The sequence below is a fragment of the Nonomuraea sp. NPDC023979 genome, from assembly GCF_040639085.1.
GTDB lineage: Bacteria > Actinomycetota > Actinomycetes > Streptosporangiales > Streptosporangiaceae > Nonomuraea > Nonomuraea ceibae.
On sequence record NZ_JBEZZG010000016.1, the window covers coordinates 145,406 to 163,877 of the forward strand.

The 18,472-nt window shown below is 67.7% G+C and carries 27 protein-coding genes; 7 read left to right on the plus strand and 20 right to left on the minus strand.

Annotated features, from left to right (window positions below):
- Nucleotides 1-14 precede the first annotated feature (14 nt).
- Complete coding sequence (locus tag AB0G11_RS26815; RefSeq protein WP_357589061.1) at nt 15-926, minus strand: hypothetical protein; 912 nt, start codon at nt 924-926, stop codon at nt 15-17.
- Between the two features lie 235 nt (nt 927-1,161).
- On the opposite strand from AB0G11_RS26815, the gene AB0G11_RS26820 reads away from it, so the two are divergent.
- Nucleotides 1,162-2,400 carry a Scr1 family TA system antitoxin-like transcriptional regulator gene (locus tag AB0G11_RS26820; RefSeq protein WP_357589063.1) on the plus strand — a complete coding sequence of 413 codons (1,239 nt, stop codon included), beginning with the start codon at nt 1,162-1,164 and terminating at the stop codon, nt 2,398-2,400.
- Nucleotides 2,401-2,553: 153 nt separating this feature from the next.
- Here the strand turns inward: AB0G11_RS26820 and AB0G11_RS26825 are convergent, their stop codons facing one another.
- The gene (locus tag AB0G11_RS26825; protein WP_357589065.1) at nt 2,554-3,429 is read right to left on the minus strand and encodes a recombinase family protein; all 876 of its coding nucleotides are present in this window, start codon (nt 3,427-3,429) and stop codon (nt 2,554-2,556) included.
- A 222-nt stretch (nt 3,430-3,651) separates the two neighbouring features.
- Here AB0G11_RS26825 and AB0G11_RS26830 point away from each other — a divergent pair, with 222 nt between their 5' ends.
- Nucleotides 3,652-4,026, plus strand: coding sequence for a hypothetical protein (locus AB0G11_RS26830; protein ID WP_357589067.1), 375 nt, complete (start codon nt 3,652-3,654; stop codon nt 4,024-4,026).
- Between the two features lie 146 nt (nt 4,027-4,172).
- Here AB0G11_RS26830 and AB0G11_RS26835 read toward each other — a convergent pair whose 3' ends face one another.
- The 4 genes from AB0G11_RS26835 to AB0G11_RS26850 all read right to left on the minus strand — a co-directional run bounded on the left by AB0G11_RS26835 (nt 4,173) and on the right by AB0G11_RS26850 (nt 7,765).
- Nucleotides 4,173-5,402, minus strand: coding sequence for a cytochrome P450 (locus AB0G11_RS26835; RefSeq protein ID WP_357589069.1), 1,230 nt, complete (start codon nt 5,400-5,402; stop codon nt 4,173-4,175).
- Between the two features lie 94 nt (nt 5,403-5,496).
- Nucleotides 5,497-6,675 (minus strand): MAB_1171c family putative transporter, encoded by a 1,179-nt coding sequence (locus tag AB0G11_RS26840; RefSeq protein ID WP_357589071.1) that lies wholly within the window; start codon nt 6,673-6,675, stop codon nt 5,497-5,499.
- 19 nt (nt 6,676-6,694) lie between these two features.
- Nucleotides 6,695-7,255, minus strand: coding sequence for a hypothetical protein (locus AB0G11_RS26845; RefSeq protein WP_357589073.1), 561 nt, complete (start codon nt 7,253-7,255; stop codon nt 6,695-6,697).
- Between the two features lie 72 nt (nt 7,256-7,327).
- A complete protein-coding gene (locus tag AB0G11_RS26850; protein WP_357589075.1) occupies nt 7,328-7,765 on the minus strand; it encodes an XRE family transcriptional regulator in 438 nt (145 codons plus the stop codon).
- A gap of 309 nt (nt 7,766-8,074) precedes the next feature.
- Between AB0G11_RS26850 and AB0G11_RS26855 the strand changes: the two genes are divergently transcribed.
- The 5 genes from AB0G11_RS26855 to AB0G11_RS26875 all read left to right on the plus strand — a co-directional run bounded on the left by AB0G11_RS26855 (nt 8,075) and on the right by AB0G11_RS26875 (nt 12,104).
- Complete coding sequence (locus AB0G11_RS26855; RefSeq protein WP_357589077.1) at nt 8,075-8,569, plus strand: ATP-binding protein; 495 nt, start codon at nt 8,075-8,077, stop codon at nt 8,567-8,569.
- Complete coding sequence (locus AB0G11_RS26860; protein ID WP_357589079.1) at nt 8,563-9,417, plus strand: SAM-dependent methyltransferase; 855 nt, start codon at nt 8,563-8,565, stop codon at nt 9,415-9,417. Before AB0G11_RS26855 ends, AB0G11_RS26860 begins: the two co-directional genes overlap by 7 nt.
- Before the next feature lie 15 nt (nt 9,418-9,432).
- Complete coding sequence (locus AB0G11_RS26865) at nt 9,433-10,017, plus strand: phosphatase PAP2 family protein (RefSeq protein ID WP_357589081.1); 585 nt, start codon at nt 9,433-9,435, stop codon at nt 10,015-10,017.
- Nucleotides 10,018-10,080: 63 nt separating this feature from the next.
- Nucleotides 10,081-10,353: a hypothetical protein gene (locus AB0G11_RS26870; protein ID WP_357589152.1), complete on the plus strand. Its 273-nt coding sequence runs from the start codon at nt 10,081-10,083 to the stop codon at nt 10,351-10,353.
- 341 nt (nt 10,354-10,694) lie between these two features.
- Nucleotides 10,695-12,104 carry a hypothetical protein gene (locus tag AB0G11_RS26875; protein WP_357589083.1) on the plus strand — a complete coding sequence of 470 codons (1,410 nt, stop codon included), beginning with the start codon at nt 10,695-10,697 and terminating at the stop codon, nt 12,102-12,104.
- Nucleotides 12,105-12,177: 73 nt separating this feature from the next.
- On the opposite strand, the gene AB0G11_RS26880 is transcribed toward AB0G11_RS26875, so the two are convergent.
- The 14 genes from AB0G11_RS26880 to AB0G11_RS26945 all read right to left on the minus strand — a co-directional run bounded on the left by AB0G11_RS26880 (nt 12,178) and on the right by AB0G11_RS26945 (nt 18,459).
- Entirely contained in the window at nt 12,178-12,975 is a 798-nt protein-coding gene (locus tag AB0G11_RS26880) for a hypothetical protein (RefSeq protein ID WP_357589085.1), read from the minus strand.
- 16 nt (nt 12,976-12,991) lie between these two features.
- Nucleotides 12,992-13,363 carry a hypothetical protein gene (locus AB0G11_RS26885; protein WP_357589087.1) on the minus strand — a complete coding sequence of 124 codons (372 nt, stop codon included), beginning with the start codon at nt 13,361-13,363 and terminating at the stop codon, nt 12,992-12,994.
- Nucleotides 13,360-13,674: a hypothetical protein gene (locus AB0G11_RS26890; RefSeq protein ID WP_357589089.1), complete on the minus strand. Its 315-nt coding sequence runs from the start codon at nt 13,672-13,674 to the stop codon at nt 13,360-13,362. Before AB0G11_RS26890 ends, AB0G11_RS26885 begins: the two co-directional genes overlap by 4 nt.
- Nucleotides 13,658-13,936: a hypothetical protein gene (locus tag AB0G11_RS26895; protein ID WP_357589091.1), complete on the minus strand. Its 279-nt coding sequence runs from the start codon at nt 13,934-13,936 to the stop codon at nt 13,658-13,660. Before AB0G11_RS26895 ends, AB0G11_RS26890 begins: the two co-directional genes overlap by 17 nt.
- A gap of 3 nt (nt 13,937-13,939) precedes the next feature.
- The gene (locus tag AB0G11_RS26900) at nt 13,940-14,251 is read right to left on the minus strand and encodes a hypothetical protein (protein ID WP_357589093.1); all 312 of its coding nucleotides are present in this window, start codon (nt 14,249-14,251) and stop codon (nt 13,940-13,942) included.
- Nucleotides 14,248-14,562, minus strand: a complete 315-nt coding sequence (locus tag AB0G11_RS26905; protein WP_357589094.1) for a hypothetical protein — start codon at nt 14,560-14,562, stop codon at nt 14,248-14,250. Before AB0G11_RS26905 ends, AB0G11_RS26900 begins: the two co-directional genes overlap by 4 nt.
- A gap of 191 nt (nt 14,563-14,753) precedes the next feature.
- Nucleotides 14,754-15,320: a hypothetical protein gene (locus AB0G11_RS26910; RefSeq protein WP_357589096.1), complete on the minus strand. Its 567-nt coding sequence runs from the start codon at nt 15,318-15,320 to the stop codon at nt 14,754-14,756.
- Entirely contained in the window at nt 15,317-15,844 is a 528-nt protein-coding gene (locus AB0G11_RS26915; protein ID WP_357589098.1) for a hypothetical protein, read from the minus strand. Before AB0G11_RS26915 ends, AB0G11_RS26910 begins: the two co-directional genes overlap by 4 nt.
- A complete protein-coding gene (locus AB0G11_RS26920) occupies nt 15,844-16,293 on the minus strand; it encodes a hypothetical protein (protein WP_357589100.1) in 450 nt (149 codons plus the stop codon). The genes AB0G11_RS26915 and AB0G11_RS26920 overlap by 1 nt, the downstream gene beginning before the upstream one ends.
- Nucleotides 16,290-16,778 (minus strand): DUF3307 domain-containing protein, encoded by a 489-nt coding sequence (locus AB0G11_RS26925; RefSeq protein WP_357589102.1) that lies wholly within the window; start codon nt 16,776-16,778, stop codon nt 16,290-16,292. The genes AB0G11_RS26920 and AB0G11_RS26925 overlap by 4 nt, the downstream gene beginning before the upstream one ends.
- Complete coding sequence (locus AB0G11_RS26930; protein WP_357589104.1) at nt 16,775-17,293, minus strand: hypothetical protein; 519 nt, start codon at nt 17,291-17,293, stop codon at nt 16,775-16,777. Before AB0G11_RS26930 ends, AB0G11_RS26925 begins: the two co-directional genes overlap by 4 nt.
- Nucleotides 17,283-17,597 carry a hypothetical protein gene (locus AB0G11_RS26935; protein ID WP_357589106.1) on the minus strand — a complete coding sequence of 105 codons (315 nt, stop codon included), beginning with the start codon at nt 17,595-17,597 and terminating at the stop codon, nt 17,283-17,285. The genes AB0G11_RS26930 and AB0G11_RS26935 overlap by 11 nt, the downstream gene beginning before the upstream one ends.
- Nucleotides 17,594-18,031 carry a hypothetical protein gene (locus AB0G11_RS26940; RefSeq protein ID WP_357589108.1) on the minus strand — a complete coding sequence of 146 codons (438 nt, stop codon included), beginning with the start codon at nt 18,029-18,031 and terminating at the stop codon, nt 17,594-17,596. The genes AB0G11_RS26935 and AB0G11_RS26940 overlap by 4 nt, the downstream gene beginning before the upstream one ends.
- Nucleotides 18,025-18,459, minus strand: a complete 435-nt coding sequence (locus tag AB0G11_RS26945; RefSeq protein WP_357589110.1) for a hypothetical protein — start codon at nt 18,457-18,459, stop codon at nt 18,025-18,027. Before AB0G11_RS26945 ends, AB0G11_RS26940 begins: the two co-directional genes overlap by 7 nt.
- Nucleotides 18,460-18,472: the final 13 nt, after the last annotated feature.

Sequence of the window (18,472 nt, forward strand, 5' to 3'; positions counted from 1 at the left end):
GTGCCCCCGCGCCCTCAGCAGCAGCCGTCAAGCGGAGCTGTCGAGCTCTGATTGGGCACACAGGCCCCCACGTGTCGCTCGGTCAGTCCGGCCGATCGCCCTTGGTGCGAGTTGGGCGCGGGCCAGCCGGTACCGGCCGCCAGCTCGCTGGCCCGCAGCAGGGGGCGCGCCTGGGCCAGAGCTTGCTGACCGGCCCGGGCCGGCAGCAGCCCTTCGCCCAGGTGCTCCCACGTGGCGAGCGCCAGCAGACGGCTGACGATCAGATGGTCGCGGCACGCCCGGCGTAACTTGTCCTCCAGGCCGCTCACCTGTGCGATGAGCAGCTGGTGCTCGTGCAGGAGCGACGTGCGCTCGAAGCCGTCCAGATCCGCAAGCCGATGCGGCCACCGCAGCACCGTGCACAGATGCCGGCAGACCCGCTCAGCGATCGCGCCTGCATGATCGGCTTCGACGGGCCCTCGCCCGCGGCTGGCGTGCCGGCCCCAGGGCTCCATTCGGGCGGCGCCCGGATCGGCGGCGAGGGCGAGGGTGAGATCCACAGCCGTTCTCGCCGTCAGGCGGATGTCGGTCAGACGCCGGGTAAGCGCGGTCTGCATCAGCCGGGCGCGGTGTTGAAGCGCCGGTGCGCTCCAGCCAAGGATCACCACTTGGGTGCTGGTCACCTGCGCATGCCAGCCCACGAGCGCCAGCTGGCGGGCGATCCGCTGATGCACCGGCCACGCCGACATCCGCGGCGGGACGACGACGCTCACCCATGAACCGCCCAGCGGCCCGGGGGCAACCTCGATGCGGGTGCCGGGCGGCATCAGCCGGGCGCAGATGCGCTGGATCACCGCGTGTTCGCCGATCGGCCCGCGAAGCGTCCCCGCCTCGATGCCGTCGTGCCCCGGAAGGGGCCCGTACTGGTGTGCCGGGCCGATCGTCATCTTCTCCGCCCTCCTGCGCCACAGTTGCCCGGATACGTAAGTTACAGTTACGTGCGCGAGAGATGATCCTGATGAATGGCGTGTTCTGTGTCAACTGTTACTTTCGTTTGTGTGGAGACAGATGGGGCTCGGCCGAGCTGTGACCGGTTGCTAGGCTCGTGCGCGACCGTGAAGTGATCAGCGGAGGTCACCGGAGAGAGGCCGTAGCCGGTGCTCGTCGAGGAGGGACCAGGACGTGGCGAATCTCGCGGACCGTCTGACGCTCGCGATGAGCCGGCGCGGCTGCACCGCGACGCAGCTCGCCGCCGCCGTCACCGAGGCGGGAATCCCCATCACGCGCGCCTACGTCAGCCAGCTCAAGAGCGGCAAGCAGGTAAACCCGACCTTGGCCGTGGTGCGCGCGATCGCCACGTATCTCGAGGTCAGCGTGGGCTGGCTGATCGGCGAGGAGTCATTGCCGAACCAGCTCGGCCCGGCCCTTGGCTTGCCGGCCACGGCGGAACTCGCCGAGAGCCTGTCGCCGGAGTCGATGACGGCCCTGAAAATCGTCTACGAGCTGGCCCTGCGTGCCGACCAGCCGCCGTCCCTGCTCTCGCCCCCGCCCATGCCTGCGCATCCTGCGTCGCTCACGCCAAGCCAGCGCGCCACACTGGCCGCCCGGCTGCGCGCTCTTCGGCAAACCGCCGGCCTGTCGCCACAGCAGGTGCGGCAGGCACTCACGTCCAGCAGGGTGCCGACAGACCTCTCCGTCGAAGACCTGGAGACGGGCCAATCTGCGATCCCAACCGTCGTGGTGGAACAGCTGCTGACCGTCTATGGCGTGCAGGACTTCCACCAGCGCGAGCGAGTCCTGTCACTCGCCCGCGCCGAGCGTGACCCGGACGACTTTGACCACCCAGGCGTCCCGCTCCCCTACGCCGCCGTGCGCGGTCTGCAGCAACAGGCCGTGCTATTGCGCACCTATCACGGCCAGCAGATCCCCGCTCTGCTCCAGGCCAACCACCTCAGCCCCGCAGTGGGGAGCACCAGCAGTCTGGCGGCTGACGGTGTCCAGAGCTGGACCCACCACATCCCGGACATGCTGGAGCGCCCAGATCCGCCCCGGCTCTGGGCCATCGTGGACGAGGGCGCACTGCTGCGACGCCCGAACGACTCCCGCACGCAACTGGCCCAGCTCGACTACGTTCTCCAGGTCGCGAAACGGCCGAGCGTCACCGTGCAGGTCCTCCCGCTTGACGCGCCTGTCGCCGTGCCCACCACCGGCCCATTCACCCTGCTGCGCTTTGCTGAGCCGTTCGCCCCCGACATCGTGCACGAACACAGCATCATCGGGGACCGGCTGCTGTCCGACCCGGCCCACGTCGACGCCTACAACGTGGCCTTCGCCCACTTGTCAGTGATCTGTGCGACCCGGGGAGAAAGTCTGCAGCTCTTGAACGCGCACCGCCAGCGAATCAGCAACATGTTGACCTAACTATGCTGCTCAACCCCCAGCTCCAGGCCGCGCGTTGCCGCCAGTGCCCGCTCCAGCGTCTTGGACAGGCCGGCGGCCCGCTCGCACGCGGCCCGTGTCGGGGTGTCGTTAACGAACGTGTCACCAGCCCCAAACGAGCGCTATCTCTCCAGTTCAGGACCCTTGCACGGCAGGCACGGACGCTTCGTCGTGGTCGCGGAGCATGCGCAGCACGGTGGCCGGGGACGGGTGCTGGCCCTTCTTCTTGCCGCGGGTGATGACCAGGCGGGCGGCGATGTCGCGCAGGCTGAGGTTCTGGCCGCGCAGGTGCAGCGCCATGGACAGCATGGATTCGTCGGTGACGGCGGTGCCGCCGATGTGTTTGCCGCGGGTGCGGGCCGACTCGTGGCCTTCCAGAGTGCGGTCGCGGATGTACTCGCGCTCCATGCCCGACAGCGCCGCCAGCACGGTGAAGACGATCCCGGTCGGGTCGTGGCTGCCCTGCAGTTCGCCGGACAGGAACTCCAGGCCGATGTCCGCGGCCCGGAGCTGTTCGGCCAGGGCTGCCAGTTCGATGCCGCGGCCCAGCCGTTTGTGCTCGTGCACGACCAGGGTGACCGCCAGGCCAGAGGCGCGCATCTCGGCCGCCAGGACCAGGGCGCGCTCGAGTTCGGGGCGGACGGTGGCGCGGGTGGAGATCTTCTCGGCGAAGACGCGGGTGATGCCGGCGGCCTTGAGCGCATCCAGCTGGGTGTCGAGCGACTGGCGGACGGTGGAGGCGCGGGCGTAGCCGATGCGCGCGTGCCCCGCCGGTTGGGCGCCGGCCGCGGCGGGACGTGGCAGGGCCTTCCACGTCGTGCCGGGCTTACGCACCGCCGGGACCGCCACGGCCAGGGACTTGGCCAGATCGGGCACGAGCCGGAAGCGGGCCGTGTGGTACTGCGCCGCGACCTTGCCGCGGCCCGTACGGCAGGGCGACCCGGCCGGAGCCGCGCACGAGGTCATCGGGCAGTCGTGGGCCTCCACGCGCAGGAAGTCGTCATCGCTCACCCCGCGAGTGTTTCATAAGTCTGTTTCATCAGGAACAGCGTTTGCAACGTCCCATGAAACACTGTTCGCCCTGGCTGTGATCGGCTGAGCCGGGTGTTTCATAGGTGGCCGCTTATGAAACAAGCCCGAGCGCCGCCTAACCGCAATCCGTGAGCGCGATTACAGAGAGCTACTTTGGGGCTGGTTACACGGACCCGAGTGGAGGGCCGTGTCGTCCAGGTCATGCTCGCCGAGTTGGTGCGACAGCAGCATCACATGGGTGGCGAAGCGGGTGCAGGCGTCGACGGTAATGTCGACGAGCGCATGAGCTACCTGCGCAAATCCGCTGGCCGAGGCGTCGACACCTACAAACTGCTGTACTCACAGGAGGCGAAGATCGACAAGGCGCGGTGCGAGCGCGCCTTCGATGGCAGCGGCGCCAGCAAGGACATGCCCCCCGACACGGACACCGGGCACCTCACCGCCCAGTGGCGCGCTCAGGTCAAGGAGTTCTTCGTCGACTCCTGTCTCTCTGGCAAGCCCAAGCCCGTCCCCGGCGAGCTTCCCAACCCGAGCACCGCGCCCTCCACACCCTCGCCGGTACCGACCTCGACGTAGTTGCCCACATCGACATCCGGATCGCACGCCACGTCCGCGTCCTGACGGGCCCGCCTGCGAGCGAGGCGTTCACGCTCAAAGGGCCGGTCGATCCCGTGGAGGGCGCCTCGCCCACCAGAGCGAGGCGCCGTGCCTGCCTCATGGGTCTAGGGCTGCGCGGAGGGAACCCCGGGCTCTCCGCGGAGGAGCAGTTTCACTGGGCGGTGAGTGGTCGCCTCGACCGTCCACGGCACCTCATCCAGGTCTATGGCGGGCCGTAGGGCAGGAAGCCGGTCAAGCAGAGCCCGCAGGCTTTCTTGCAGCTCCATGCGCGCGAGGTTGGCGCCCAGGCAGTAGTGCGGTCCATGGCCGAAGGCCAGGTGAGCACGCGTGGCCGAGTCGGTGTAGCGGCGAATGTCGAAGCGGGCTGGGTTGGTGAAGGCGTGAGGGTCGTGGTTTGCGGCGGAAGGGCTGGCCAGCACGACGCTGCCTTCGGGGAGCTTGCCGGACGGCAGGGTGATGTCCTCGCGGGCCCGCCGGAGTACCCCGTTGGCGCCAGGCCCCTCATACCGCAGCGCTTCCTCCACTGCCGGACCGATCAGCGAGGGATTGCGCACCAACTCGGTGTAGGTGTTGGTGCGCAGCAGCCGGTAGACGGTGCGGCTGATCATGAGTGTGAGCGTTTCGTGGCCGGCCACGATCAGCATCAGCAGCATGTTGACCAGCTCGCCCTCGCTCATCCGGTCCTGCTGATCGCGGGCCTGGATCATCAGGTCGATCAGATCCTCCCCTGGAGCTTCGCGGCGCCGGGAGATCAGGGTGGCGGCGTAGTCGACCAGCGCGGCCAACGTGGCGGCGCGCGTCTCGGCACTGGCGTCGCTGGTGGACAGGAACGCTGTCGTCCAGCGATGGAAACGGCCGTAATCGTCGGCGGGTATGCCAACAACTCGACACAGCGCGCGCGAGGACAGCGGCATGGCGTAGTCCGCCACGAGATCGAACGGACTGCCGAAGTGGTCGATCAGGTCATGTGCGATCGTGCGAATGTGCGTGCGCCACTGTTCGCTCTGCCGGACGGAGAACGGGCCTTGCATGAGGCGGCGCAGTCGCGTGTGCTCGGGCGGGTCCATGTTGAGCAGGACGTCGGGCACACGTTCGGAGGACATGCCGGCCACCATGACCGGGTCGTCCTCGCTGAAGATGCGGCTGCTGGCCGGGCAGGCGAGCATGGCTCGAACGTCGTCATAGCGGACGAGCATCGGCACCTGGTCACCGCTCGGCATGCGCACCGGTGCTATGGGCGCTGATTCCTGCCGGCGGGTCACTGCCGGTGAGGGGGTGCCGTCTGGCCCGGGCGGCAGATCTACCCACGGCCAGGTGCTGGATTCGACAGTCATGATGCCTCCCCAAGTTGCGGGATGTTGCAGGCGGGTGGGGGGTGGAGCTGGTTGTGAAGTCACCGATGATGCTTCGCCCTGGGCGGTTGGCTGATCAGGTGCCGGTCGGCGCGGACGAATGGGTGGTGCGGGAGGCGAAGGTGTCGACGAAGGGGTTGTGCTGGAACTCATGAGCGACTTGGGCCAGCCAGGAGACGCCGCCGGCCATGTCGTCATCGGCGGAGGCGCCGTAGGTCCACGCGGTGTGCTCGGTTTGGGAGGTGTCAAGACGCGTGCGCAGGGCCTGGGCGATCCAGGCGGCCTGGGCGGCAGCCTCGACGCGGTGGCTGGGCACGCCGGCCTGAGCAGCGGCTTCGCGTGCGCTGCGCAGTATCGCTGGCGAGCCTTTCCAACCTGCCAGGCGGCTCAGCGCGTCATGAATCTCGGTCACCGCCGCGACGAGGCGGGGGCCGGTGGGCAGCTTGTCAGGAACTCGGACCACGGTGGGATAGGCCGCACGGATCGCCTGCCACAACGGGGTGATCGCCCGCAGATCCCGGCGGGTGCGAAACCACTGGATCGCCCCGGCAGAGCCCAGAAGGGCGATCCCCACGCAGCCCACCGCGTTGGAGGGAAGGTTGATCGTGGCGCTCAGTGGTGTCGACCAGGGAGGCAGAGCCGTGCTCGGCAACAGGAGGTAGACCATGGTGTAGATGGAGCGGCCCTGCGACCCGATGGTGGACACTGCGATCATGTAGAGGATGTAGCGGGTCCAGCGAGAGGCTGTTGCGCGGCCCAGCGCGAAGAACATGACCGTCGTCTGCGCGAAGGTGTAGATCATGTTGCCTTCGTAGAGACTCACGCAGATGATCTGAGCGAGTGATCCCTGGTCGTTGCCGATGGCCGTATAGGTCGAGACCGTCTCAAGGTTGTTGACGGCGGCCGTCACGGTGACGGTGACAGCGATGATGCCGGTCCGGACCCAGGCGCTGCGTAACCGATGCCGTTGCGGTCGCCGTCGGCCGGCTGACTCGGCGAGGGTGAGCCAGTTGAGCACGGCGGCCATGGTGACCAGCGCGAGCACCATTTCCAACGCCAGCGCCACCCAGTGCTGGCCGGAGAGTTCGAACAACCAGGCTCGTGCTGCGGGCTGGCCGATGCTGGCGCTGATCGAACCGGAGACAAGCGCGAGCCAGATCATCAGATGGACCGGAGAGTGCCGCATCCCCGGCATCCTGATCACCGCCACGATGGACATAGTGACCAGGCATATCGCCACGATGCCGTTGGTCATCGGTGATCGTCAGCCCGGCTCAGCCGAACGGATTGCGAAGGGGGCCGACGAACTCGCGCAGCGCGGCAACGCGTCTGGGGTCGGTGCTGCGCAAGGCGCCCTGGCGTACTCGGTCAGCGAGCAGAATGGCCAGCGTCTCGGCTGTCTGCTCTTGCGGGCCGCGGAAATCGCTGCGGCCGAGAACCTGCCGGACAGGCGCAGAGTCGTTGCCGAGCGGGGTGCCGATCTCGATGGCTCCTGTCAGGCCGGCGCCAGGGTCGATGTCTTGCAGGTGGCCGCACACGATGTGCGCCGCCTCGTGCAAGGTGATCACCACCTGGTGAAAGACCGGCACGTACCCCGCGTATCCGATGATGAACTCATCGTCGGCGCGTACGCAGATTCCATTGACGCCACAGGCATCAAACCGTGTGAAGGTGCCCTTGGCGAAGGGGTGGGCGGATACCGGGCGTCCGACCACATCACTGACTACGTCACAGAACGTAGGGATGTGGAACGGGTCAGGGAGCCGGCGGAACAGCGTCGAGTGCTCCCGGCGTAACCGCTCGGCGGCAGAGCGCTCGCGGCGTGCCAACCTCATATCACCACCCCCGGTGAGTAGGGATCCGAAACTGCTGTTGCCGCATCCGCCCGCTGGCCCCGGCAATCGGATTCAGTCATCGGCGTCACCGGCAACCTCCGTCATGCCCCTGAGCCGGCGGACAGAGTCGACGAAACGCACGATCTCCAGCTGGGCTTGCTGGTCGAGGTCGAAGACGCCTCGCAGCAGTACCGACTGGATGCCGGAACTGGCCAGCAGTTCGTGTTCAGGCTTGTCGGGCTGGTTGTCCGTTGGGCGTTCGGCGGCTTGGCCGCTCAGCCAGTACTCCGGCGGTTTGCCGAACGCCTTGCTCAGCCGAACCAGCGACTTGACTGTGAGGTTGTCGGCCTCGCCGCGGCGCATCCTGCCGACTTGGCTGGCACTGAGGCCGGTGCGCTCGGCAATGTCAGGGTCCTGCAGACCCGAGTCGGTGATCTCCCGCTGGATACGCCTCCGGATTGCTGCGGTGATCTGCAGCTCCTCCGCCTGTCCAGTGTGTGTGTCGTCCACGTCCTGGCCCTTCTTCCATGCCTGGAGACACCGCCAATATATGGCGTCCGCTGCGCGCTGCCAACAATACATGGGTGGGAGATCTTGACATCCCTCTCTCTGACAGGACATCTTGAGGAACCAATAGATTGGTGGAAAACCCTGAAAAGTCGCCAATATATTGCGGGCTCACAGGAGCTTGTCGGAGGGCGGGGCGAACCTTGTTGCCAGTCATCCCTGGCCCGAGCACGAGGTTCCGTCGAGCGGCTCGGCCGGCACTCCATCTGAGAACTGGGCCACAGAGCACACGGCAGAGATGAGAGGGACCGCATGGGCCACAGTGCGACAGCTCCACCCCTGCTCGCCGCCGGCGGGGCGGCATCACCAGCCGACGGGATCACCTCGCGGGCCCGCCTGAGTGGCGGGCTCTCCAGCGTGCCCACCGCCCGAGCGTTTACGACCGCATTCATTCGCCGGACAGCGCTGATCGGCTGGCCTCGGGTCGGTGACCTGCTGTCATGCGTGTCCGAGATGGTGAGCAACGCCCTGTTCCACAGCCGTTCCGGCCAGCAAGGACACTTCATCGTCGTGCACCTTCAGATCGAATCAGGCATGCTCACGGCCACCGTGCTGGATGAGGGTGAGCCTGATGCGCCCCTTCCGCCCCGCCTCGTCGACGACACGGGATTCGGGCTCATGCTGATCAGCGCGCTGTGTGATGACTACAGCGTGACCAGCACGCCCAGTGGTCGCCGGTCCAGCTGCCGATTCCAGCTTGATTCCTCGCCGGCGACAACCTCGGCCTCTGGATACCCGCCATGCTGATCACCTCGGCGCCGCCACTTTGGGACTCCGTGCGCGCCATGCACCACCTGACCGCCCTGGACCCGGCCCGTCCCCGGCTGGAGCGTATCCTGGACGCTGCGCTCGGCGGAAAAAACAACTTTGCCGCGGACCGGGAGCTGGCTCTCCAGTTCATCACGGAAACGGACAGCCGCACCGCCCTCAGGTCCATGCACGCCGTCCCCCGCTTCTACCAGCGCGTCATCAGGCACCTGGTACAGGAGGGCGTCGACCAGATCGTCGTCCTCGGCACGGGGGTTCCCACCGGCCTGCCTCCCGGCCAGCGACTGCATGACATCGCCCACGCGCGGCTCCCCACCGCCCGCGTGGTGTATGCGGAATCGGATCCCCTGGTGCTGGCTGCTGCGCGCGCGACCATCGAGCCGGACAGCGACCGGGTTCGCATCATGGAAGGCGACGTCCGGGAACTGTCGAGGCTCTTCCGCGATCCGCTCCTCTCCACCTTCCTCGATCGGGAAGCGCCTATCGGACTCCTCATCGGGTGTCTGCACAACCTCACCGGCGACCGGCACCTCAGCGTGCCCCAGCAGCTGCGGCATACTCTGGCGCCCAACAGCCGACTGGCCATCATGCAGATCACCCACGATCACCTGCCGCTCGCCGACCTGATCAGGGTCAAGGACCTCTGTGGTCACCTGACTCCCATCCCGGACCTGCGCACGCTCGATCAGCTACGCCCCATGTTCGCCGGTCTCGATCTGCTGGATCCCGGCATCGTCTCTATCTCTCAATGGCGTCCGAGCCCAGCCGCGGTCTCCGCCGAACCGCGCGCCACCGGCATGTACGGCGCCGTGGCCCGCATCCCCTGAATCGAGACGGATTCCATGCTCATGAGCGCCTTTCAGGCTGTGGCCGGTGCCCGCCTCATATCCCGCCTTTTTGCCCCGACATCACTGGCGATCGCTATCCCCATCGTCATCGGCTGGCACGCGCGAGGTGGCGTCGGCGCGGCTTGGGGTCTGGTGCCGGCAACGTTCACCGGACTCCTGCCTCTACTGCATTCCCGCTGGCTCGCACGTCGCCCACAAAGTTCGCGGCGAGGCAAGGGGCTCCCCCAGACGTTGACCGCCCTGGCCTGCCTGATTACTGGTCTATTCATCCTGATTATCGGGGGGGCGCCCAACCAGGTCCTGGCGGCGGGGGCGGCATTCCTGGCGGTACTGATCGGCATCATGCCGATTACCGCTCGCTGGGATATCAGCATTCATGCGGCAACAACCGCCGGCAGTGCTGCGATGCTGGCGATTGCGCTGCAGGCACACCCCTATCTGGTGCTTGCGATGGTGGGCGCGGTTGCGGCGGTCGCCTGGTCACGCGTGCAACTTGAGCAACACACGCCTGCTCAAGTGCTGGCGGGCGCGGCCTTGGGGATGCTCGCCTGCGGAGCCGTCTACTCCAGCATCGCCTGAATGGCTGCCGAGGATGCCCTGTACATTGCCGGCGAAAACAGGATCGCAACAGGGAGGGGTTCAATGACCGCTGGTCATGCGCTCGTCCAGTTTCTGCAAAGCGCACCACCTGAGCAGCTCAACACGCAAGGCCTCGCTGAGTTCATCCGCCAGTTCTTCGGGCCGCTCTTCCTGGTGGTCGTATCTGTGATCGCGCTGTTTTTTCTTTTCACTCGCGAGATAACGCGGTTCGTGCAGTTTCTCGTTGTGGCCGTCACGATCGGCGTGATTTTTTACGTTCCGAACATCATCGAAACCCTGGCTCGCGGAGTCGCATCCGCCCTAGGAGTTACCTGATGAAACTGTTCATCGAAACTACTAGGTAGGCGCCGAAGGAGGTCATGCACACGAGGCAGCCAGGCAGCGCCTGGCTCTGCAGAAACCTTGTCGGCCACTCCTCAACCCAGCTCTCTAGTGCTTTGGCCGGCGTAGAGAGTTGAGCGACGAAGTGATCCGTCAGGTGTAATCGCCGACTGGGCACCTGCCACGTGCCTGGTCGGATTTGCGGTCCCCCGCGCTGAGGAGGCTCCGCCATGGTATCCGGCGGACAAGGGGTCATGCCAGCATGCCCCGAAACACAAACGATGGCGTGCCGGACAGGAACGCCTCAAACACCCGGTCCCCGACACCGCGCCGGCGTGCGCTGGACCGTGCTGTCCGGTGTGTCGATCAGGCCCGGCCGCGCCCTGCCCCACGACCTGCCCCGCCAGGCCCTCATCGCGGCCGCGGTGCCACGCGGGATGCGCCGCGCCACCTCCCAGAAAGCATGGCTGCGTGCCCTGCGTCAGGATGGGCACGTTCAAGCACTACGCCGCGACGGCTACTCCAACCTGCTCCGCATCGCCAACGTGGTGAGCTGGCACGCCGACTGGCAGACGATGTGCTCACGCCCCACCATCAACCGCATCGTCGAACGGACCGGCCTGTCGACCCCTACCGTCAAGCGGTGGATCAGATGGCTCCGCTGCCGCGGCTGGCTCGGCACCGTGGAAGAAGGCACCACCCCGCGCTACCGCAAAGGCACCAGAGCAGGTCTGGACGACGACGGCCTGGGCAACCGCGCAGCCGTCTGGCTGCTCTGCGCCCCTCGCACGCCCACATCCCCAGCCCAGCCCCCCAGCCAGGCCAGACACACAACTGAACCCCCCTCTGTTTCTCCCCCTAGGGGAGAAACAGACAGTCCCACGCGCACACGCGAGACACGGCCCCCTCACCATGATCAAATGCGTATCTCGCCGTCATGGCCTCTCACCGCCACGCCTCGGACCAAGCGAGACCGACTCAAAGCCTGCGAACGCCTCCGCCATGAACTACCTGCTCTGCGCCGCATCACCGCCTGGTACCTGCGCTGGCTCCTCAAACCCTTCCTCAACGCAGGATGGACCCCTCGCGACATCATCCACGCACTCGACAACCGCCCCGACGACACCCCCTGGACCTACACCTGGACCAGCACCAGCCAACTCCGGCACATCCCCGGCTGGATAAGGCACCGCCTCACCCCCTGGCACCGGCACCCGCATCTGCACAACCCACCCTCACAACAGGCAACAGCGATCGCCGCCCACCTACGCACCGAACAACAGCAGCGCCGCCAAGAATGGAAGGCGATGGCCGAGGCGGCTGGTCATCGCCCGCCCACCATCTCTCCTGAGGGGTGCCTGGATGCGCAACCATCCGCAGCGGAACATGCCGTGCGCCCGACCGGCCCCAATGAGGCGTATCGGGCGGCGAAAGCCGAATTGAAAAGGAAAGCGGCAAATACCGCCTTGCGAACATCTGCTGAAACCTCACGCCCCCTGCAGAAGCAGCCACAGAGACGGATTCAAGCGCCCGCAGAGCCGGACCCGGGGAGATGGATACGGGCCGATGCGGCCGCTGAGCAAGCCATCCGGCAGACGCTGTGGGCAACGGAAAAAGAACCTCCTGAGATCGCCGATGTGGCTGATCATCATGAGCAGCGACGCCTGAGATCGCTGGTGCGGGCTCGCGTCCGGGCGCGGATGGAACGCGCCGCGGCGCTCGCAGAAGGCCCGCGGTTGATATGAAGGGGGTCGCGCTCGGGAGTGAGTGCCTTGCTAGGCAGTCGGCTGTTCCCGGCCCCGCCCGACACCTGAGCAATCAGAAGAGGGCAGCGGACGGGGAGCCCAGAGCCTCCTGAGCAGTCGCCAGAGCGCGTTGCAGACGCTTCTCCACCTGGGCCAGATCCTCGGCGCGACGTTGCAGGGCAACATGCTTCCGAGCGAAGTCAGCGAACGCGGCGGCAAACTGCTCGACGGTGACGGTGTCGTCGCCGCCGTGCCGCCAGATGGTGAGGCGCATGCCCATGGCGGCCTCCAGCTTGTCCAGGATCTCCAACGTCTCCTGGGTGCGCGGGTCGAGACGCGTCTGGCCGGCTTCGGCGCGCAGCCGCTGCTTCTGCTGGAACAGCTCGTTGCTGTGGTCGATGCGCATCCGCTGCAGGTCGGCGGCGTACATGTTCGCGGCCCGGCCGAGCAGTTCGGCGAGCAGCTGCATGGTCAGCTTGGGGGCGCGCTCGGCGGGCTTGACCACCATCTTGAAGCGGCGCCGCCCAGCGCCTGTCGGCGGCTCCATCAGCCCCCAGCCCGTGGGCAGCTCCTCGGGCTGGATCAGCTTCGGAGGGGCGACGATCCAGAAGCGTGAGCTGTAGGGCCACCACGCTTCGGCCTTGGCCGGGTTGTCGAGCTCGCGCAGCCAGTCGGAGCGGCTGGTCTTGAGCTCGTGCACGTCGATGCTGAGCCCGCGGGACTGCCAGACGCCGACCCGGAGCAGGTCACAGCGCCGGTTGCTGCCGGGGGCGGTCACCTCCGGGAGCAGGATGTCGCCGTCGTGGCCGAGCTGGCCCGGCTTGTGGTAGTGCCCTCGGAGGGCGTCCAGGAGCTGTCTGGTGATGGCCATGAGTGGAGTCCTTCGGTCAGCGGCCCTGCGTGCGGCGCTGAGCGCGCTTCAGGCGGGCTTGGTCGAGTGAGATGACGCCCTCGGGAAGCGGCCGCGCTGCGCGTTCCTGCGGCCGCCCGGCCGCCCCGGTGGGCGGCTTCTTCGGGCAGGAGGTGGGGTGTTCCATATGCATCGACTCGTCGCGGCGGGGCCGCTCGCCGGGCTCCAGCGCGCGGGCCTCCCACACCCGGTGCCGGTTGCGGTAGCAGGCCAGCGTCCCGAGCAGCGGGTCAGCATCGGCGTAGATGGTGATGGACCGCCACCGGCCGGGCGCGAGCACCAGCCGCGCCAGCAGCAGCGGGGCGTGGCAGTGCCGGCAGGTCCGGATCTCGCTGGGCGCGGGCTTCATCGGGGCGGCATCCTCGGATCGTCGGCCGCGCTGCGGTGCGCGCGGTCGAGCAGCGCGTGGCCGTCGGGCAGCTGCAGGAGGGCGCGGGCGTAGTGTTCGCGCTCCAGCATTGCCCGACGCAGCCGACGCTCCTGGTCGGCCGCCTCGGCCCGGAGTCGCTCCAGCTCCTGGACGGGTAGCTCGCAGGTGCAGGCGGCGTCCAGGTCCTGGACGCGTTCTGGGCAGCACGGCACCAGGAAGCGCTCCCCGGGATAGTCGGGGTTCTCATACCAGTGGCACGGCAGCACACCGCGCTCAGGCTTGCGGTCCATCTGGGGTGTCCTCAGTGGTGGCCTCGGCGATCAGGAGCGCGCCGAGGTGCTGTTCGCGGTAGGTGTCGAGCTGCCCGGCCACGGCCGCTTTCCGGAGCTGGGCGCCGACGTGCAGCAGCCCGCACACCAGGTCGATGCTCTCCTCGCTGGCGTCGGTGACCTCGCACACCAGTGTCGTCACGGCGTCGGGGTCATCGGCGTCCCACGCCTGCCAGATGCGGGCGGCGCACAGCTCCGCGACGATGCGGTCACGGCCGGGCATCAGTCAGCTTTTCCTTCGTCGAGGAGTTCGCCGTAGCGGCTTCACCTTCACCTTCTGTACCAGCTCACAGGGGGTGGAGCTGGGGTAGGTGTGTTCGGTGCCGGCCCACCCTCGGTCCTGCCCTTCTGTGCTCGTCAGACCGGAGTAGGCGGTTTCCTTGTACTCCCAGTGCCGTACATCGATCAGGTCGAGGTAGCGCCGGGCGATGGTCGGATTCGTGTCGGGCACTCGCACCCTCCATCCGAGGTGCTGCTCGGTGAGCTCGCCGACGGTTGCCACCGGCGGCACGTCGTCGGTCTTGGCGGCCCGCGTCACAGCGGGTTCCTGGCCAGGGCGCCGGAGTCAAGATGCTCAGTTGCACAGCCGTACAGCCAGCCGATCGGCGATTCAGCGTTCTCGGTCAGCCAGTCGGCCAGGCCGTCGTCGATGCTGGCGGCCACAGCCGCGATGACCGCGTCGACCTGCTCGGCGGTGTCGCAGTGTCGGCCGAGCTTCCGGACCAGCGCCTCGTACATGCCGTCGTCGCCGAGCTGGAACGCCTGCGCGACATCGTCACGGCCGTTGCCGGTGTTGAAGTGGGTTTCGATCGCTGCCTTAAGGGCGGTACGAGCCTGCTTTGCGCGCATAGATTCTCCTGGCCGTCGTAGGCGTCGCGGGAACGGGATGACTTCGATATGGCCGCTGGGGAGCACCTCGACTGCCACGTTCCGGGGCCCTCCGCCCGCGCCCCAGCGGGTGCGGACGATGACCTCGCGGGGCGGGTCGAAGCGGCGGTGCCGGTCTCCGGGGTCGAGGTAGAAGCGTCCGACCATGCCGCTCACCGGCTGGCCTGTTCGGCGAGCCAGTCGGCGGCTCGCGTGTAGGAGGTGATGACCGGGCGCGGGTACCAGTGGGTGACGGGCCCGTCGTGCAGGTGTCGCTCGTCGGCGGGCACGAACCGTTCCACGTCCTTCACCTGGAGCAGGATCGTGTAGCCGACGGCGGCGGCCACGTACCAGCGGTCTTCTGGCATGGCCTTGAGCAGGCCGGAGCAGACCTGCAGGGCGTAGCGGCAGCAGTCGGCGTGCATGGCGGCGTTGGCGTAGACGGTGGAGCCGTGCCCGCCGAGGAACACCATGTCGTCGCCGGGCACGTGATGGCCGCAGGTCTGGCACAGCTGCCGGGTGACGGCCTCGCGTAGGCGGGCGCCGCAGATCTCGGTGAACAGCGGCTCGCCGTGGCCGGGCCGGCAGGTGCAGGACTTGGTGGGCCCGTACTCGGGCGTGGTGATGGTCGGCCACATGGGCTGTCCGTGGCTGGTCCACTCGGTGACGTACGGGACGAGCAGGCCCCGCCAGCGCGGCAGCTGGGCCGCGCCGGCGGGGATCGTGATGGTGGTGGTCATGGCAGAAGGTGCTCCGGGGGAACGGGGAGCTGGTCGAGAAACGGCCAGGTCCGGTAGCTCGCGATCGAGGCGGCGTCGAAGGTGTAGAGCCGGCGGCCGGTGCCGTCGGGGCTAGTGCTGGCCGCCACGACGATCCGGCCGCCGTCGGGCCACGCCCTATCGAGCCGGAACTCTTCCTCCCGGGTGAGTAGGCACCAGAGCGGGACCGTGCCGTTGAGCATGATCTGGCAGGGACGCACCGCGATCGGTTGGGGGGCCCTGCCGTGGACGGCCCGCTGGAACAGGCCAAGTTCGTCTACCAGCTGCCACTCCTGCCAGAAGGTGCCGGGCTGGGGATTGTGCAGGAAGATGACAGCCTCGCCAATGTCGAGCCGGACATCAACGAGAGGGACGATTGCCTCCCGAAGCACCGTTCTGCCGTCAATGGTGAGGACGTCCACGCTGACCTCGCCCCGGTGAACGTCCCGAATCTGCAGGATGGCGCCATCTGGGAGTAGCTTCTGGTGCTCTTCGCACAGCCGCATCAGAACTCCTCCGGCAGGTTGGCCAGCAGTTCGTCCGGGATGGGGAGAAGAATGCTCCAGGCGGTGGCGCGGGTGACGGGGAACGCGCCGGGGGTGTCGGCGGTGTAGTAGCCCCAGAGCTCCCCCACGTCGATCCGGAGGTGGTCGGGGTCGGGATCGTGGTCGTGCAGCATCTGGTGCACGATGTCGTCCGTGCAGTAGCTGCCATCGGCCTGAGGTGGGCTGTCGCACTTGGGCTGCCGAACCGCCCACAGGTGTTCGATCGTCCACTCGGTGGAGTCGACGGCCACGTATCCGTCCTTCAGCGGCAGTTTGCCGCCGGCGGCCGTGATGGCGGACGCTTCATGGTGGCCCAGGGCGAGCAGCGTCGCGTTGGTGTCGCGTGTGATCGGGATGCCGTCCCTCTCGGGGAAAGGGACCGGGTCGGCATTGAATGGCGGACTGATCATGTCGTTCCATCCGGGAGGAGTTCTTGGCCGCTGGCGATGATGAGCGCTGCCACCCAGAGGCACGCGGTGTGCGCGGCTTGGTCGAGGGCGTAGGCGCCGGTGCCCAGGCTGGGGTTATCGTCGCGACCTGGCCGGGGCTGGCCGAGCTGGTAGAAGCTGGCCTTTCCGGTCCGGTCGGCGAACGCGGCGAGCGTCCACCTTCGGTCGATGGCGTAGTGGGAGGTGGCGTCGAGGCCGAGGGCGAGCAGGGTGCGGCCGAGAGGCAGTCGGGTTTTGGTGACGACTGCCGTGATGGCGAGTACGGCGGCCTTGGTGGCGGTCAGCGTGGCGACGTGTCGAGCACAGGCGAGCTGCCCGGCCCGCTGCTGGTCGCCACGACCACCTTTCGTGCACGCCTGGGTGTGGGTCTGCACCCAGTGGTCGCCGACTTCGTGGGCGGCGTACAGGGCGGCCAGGGTGGCGGCGAACGTGGCGGTGCGGCTCATGCCCGCGCCTCCTGCTCCTGTGCAGCCTCCACCGCGCAGTAATACTCCGACAGCTTGATGCGCTGCCAGAGCGCCTTGTCGATCCGGTCCTCCTCGATGGGGCGCGCCCACCGGGCGTATACGGCGTCGCCGATGCGCTCCACGCCGACGAGGAGCTTCGGGCCGCCGCCAGCGCGGCGGGCGAACTTCGGCATGCCCGGCAGGACGCGCGGGTCCGGGTAGACGATCGCGTTGAGACGCTCCGCGATCTGCTTGCCCTTGCGGGTGCCTCGGTGTGGGACGAGGTGCCCGCCTCGGATGCGCCATCCCTCCGGGACGGGCCCGCCGTCGTGGCGGGCGCCGAGGATGGCCCCGTCGACATCGCCGGCGGTGATGTCGTCGTCGCTGAGTCCCTCTGCCGTGAACACGGCCATGATCTCGGTCCGCCACCGCTCCAAGGCGTTGCCGATCTCCTGCCAGCGGTCCAGGACGGCGGGGGCGGTGGCGCGGTAGACGGCTACGTTCCTATCGTCCATCTGCGGACTCCTCCTGGTAGTACCAGACCCGGTCGAGGTAGGTGACGCTCGTCTGGGTGGTGAGCAGGTCCTTGGCGGCCTGCAGGTCCTTGCACGGCTGGCACCACCGCTTCGGGTCGACCTGGCGGGGCAGCCGGTCCTTGCGGTACTGGCCGCACGTGCACGAGCCGGTGGCGCGGTGCATGCTCGTCATGCCGTGGCCGAGCATGTTGATGCAGCCTTGGCGGCTGAAGCCCTGGGCGGTGCCGCCGGGGCCGGGGTGGTCGGCCAGTTTCATGCCGTACCGCCACGTGGTGTCGGTCATCCGGTGACCTTTCGCGGCAGGAGCGACAGGAAAGCGCGGGTGAACCACGGAGTGCCAGTGAGCTCGTGGGAAACGCGAGCGGGTAGCGGGTCTGTGCCCGCCTTGGCCAGGACGTCGAGGATGATCTGGCCGATCTCGGCGGCGGGCACATCCCGGCCGCATACCTCATGACTGGTCATGGTGATCAGCCAGTTGTTGCCGCGCCGTCTGTTCCAGGCGATGACCTGGAACAGCTCCTCGCCAGGGCGCATGTCCTCGCTTTCCAGGACGATGACCTCCTGATCGGAGCCGATGCCGAGGATCACGCGGCGAGTGTGTTGGTCGTCGAAATTGATGTCGACAGTGCGAATCCCGGCCTGGGCAGTGACGGCGTCGATATACGGCTCCAGCGTCCTCTGGTACCACGCGAGGTGATGGGCTTCATCGGTCACCATTCGCTCCGCTCCTGCAGCGACTTGAGAGCGGTGACGTACCAGGGACGGCCGAGCAGCGCCGTCGACTCCTGGCGCGAAATGGGGTGGTGCTGGGCTCGGTAGAGGACCGCCTCGAAGGCCAGCGGCAGCTCATCCAGGCGGAGGTAGCGGCCGAAGATGCGGAAGCTGGTCGCGGCGACGTCCCACAGGTTGCCGCGCCGGTGCTGCCAGGCGGTGAGCAGGTATCGGTCGTCGGCGGTGGCCTGCGTGTCGTCGACGTCCAGGAGGATTTTGAGGCCCTCGCCGGCGTCGAGGTGGATGAGCGCGGCCATGTAGTTGCCGCCGCGCCGGTCGGTGCGGGGCGTGGCCGTGATCCCGGTGACGCCGGCGGCGGCGCTCAGGCGGGACGTTGCGGCCTCGTACAGGGCCGGGTGAACGTCATGCATCATGGGCGGGCTCCGA

What these genes read in the sequence shown, in the direction of transcription:
- AB0G11_RS26815 (WP_357589061.1), bottom strand. Translation starts at nt 926, where the DNA reads ATGACGATCGGCCCGGCACACCAGTACGGGCCCCTTCCGGGGCACGAC.
- AB0G11_RS26830 (WP_357589067.1), top strand. Translation starts at nt 3,652, where the DNA reads ATGCTCGCCGAGTTGGTGCGACAGCAGCATCACATGGGTGGCGAAGCG.
- AB0G11_RS26835 (WP_357589069.1), bottom strand. Translation starts at nt 5,402, where the DNA reads ATGACTGTCGAATCCAGCACCTGGCCGTGGGTAGATCTGCCGCCCGGG.
- AB0G11_RS26840 (WP_357589071.1), bottom strand. Translation starts at nt 6,675, where the DNA reads ATGACCAACGGCATCGTGGCGATATGCCTGGTCACTATGTCCATCGTG.
- AB0G11_RS26845 (WP_357589073.1), bottom strand. Translation starts at nt 7,255, where the DNA reads ATGAGGTTGGCACGCCGCGAGCGCTCTGCCGCCGAGCGGTTACGCCGG.
- AB0G11_RS26855 (WP_357589077.1), top strand. Translation starts at nt 8,075, where the DNA reads ATGGGCCACAGTGCGACAGCTCCACCCCTGCTCGCCGCCGGCGGGGCG.
- AB0G11_RS26860 (WP_357589079.1), top strand. Translation starts at nt 8,563, where the DNA reads ATGCTGATCACCTCGGCGCCGCCACTTTGGGACTCCGTGCGCGCCATG.
- AB0G11_RS26865 (WP_357589081.1), top strand. Translation starts at nt 9,433, where the DNA reads ATGCTCATGAGCGCCTTTCAGGCTGTGGCCGGTGCCCGCCTCATATCC.
- AB0G11_RS26870 (WP_357589152.1), top strand. Translation starts at nt 10,081, where the DNA reads ATGACCGCTGGTCATGCGCTCGTCCAGTTTCTGCAAAGCGCACCACCT.
- AB0G11_RS26880 (WP_357589085.1), bottom strand. Translation starts at nt 12,975, where the DNA reads ATGGCCATCACCAGACAGCTCCTGGACGCCCTCCGAGGGCACTACCAC.
- AB0G11_RS26885 (WP_357589087.1), bottom strand. Translation starts at nt 13,363, where the DNA reads ATGAAGCCCGCGCCCAGCGAGATCCGGACCTGCCGGCACTGCCACGCC.
- AB0G11_RS26890 (WP_357589089.1), bottom strand. Translation starts at nt 13,674, where the DNA reads ATGGACCGCAAGCCTGAGCGCGGTGTGCTGCCGTGCCACTGGTATGAG.
- AB0G11_RS26895 (WP_357589091.1), bottom strand. Translation starts at nt 13,936, where the DNA reads ATGCCCGGCCGTGACCGCATCGTCGCGGAGCTGTGCGCCGCCCGCATC.
- AB0G11_RS26905 (WP_357589094.1), bottom strand. Translation starts at nt 14,562, where the DNA reads ATGCGCGCAAAGCAGGCTCGTACCGCCCTTAAGGCAGCGATCGAAACC.
- AB0G11_RS26910 (WP_357589096.1), bottom strand. Translation starts at nt 15,320, where the DNA reads ATGACCACCACCATCACGATCCCCGCCGGCGCGGCCCAGCTGCCGCGC.
- AB0G11_RS26915 (WP_357589098.1), bottom strand. Translation starts at nt 15,844, where the DNA reads ATGCGGCTGTGCGAAGAGCACCAGAAGCTACTCCCAGATGGCGCCATC.
- AB0G11_RS26920 (WP_357589100.1), bottom strand. Translation starts at nt 16,293, where the DNA reads ATGATCAGTCCGCCATTCAATGCCGACCCGGTCCCTTTCCCCGAGAGG.
- AB0G11_RS26925 (WP_357589102.1), bottom strand. Translation starts at nt 16,778, where the DNA reads ATGAGCCGCACCGCCACGTTCGCCGCCACCCTGGCCGCCCTGTACGCC.
- AB0G11_RS26930 (WP_357589104.1), bottom strand. Translation starts at nt 17,293, where the DNA reads ATGGACGATAGGAACGTAGCCGTCTACCGCGCCACCGCCCCCGCCGTC.
- AB0G11_RS26935 (WP_357589106.1), bottom strand. Translation starts at nt 17,597, where the DNA reads ATGACCGACACCACGTGGCGGTACGGCATGAAACTGGCCGACCACCCC.
- AB0G11_RS26940 (WP_357589108.1), bottom strand. Translation starts at nt 18,031, where the DNA reads ATGGTGACCGATGAAGCCCATCACCTCGCGTGGTACCAGAGGACGCTG.
- AB0G11_RS26945 (WP_357589110.1), bottom strand. Translation starts at nt 18,459, where the DNA reads ATGATGCATGACGTTCACCCGGCCCTGTACGAGGCCGCAACGTCCCGC.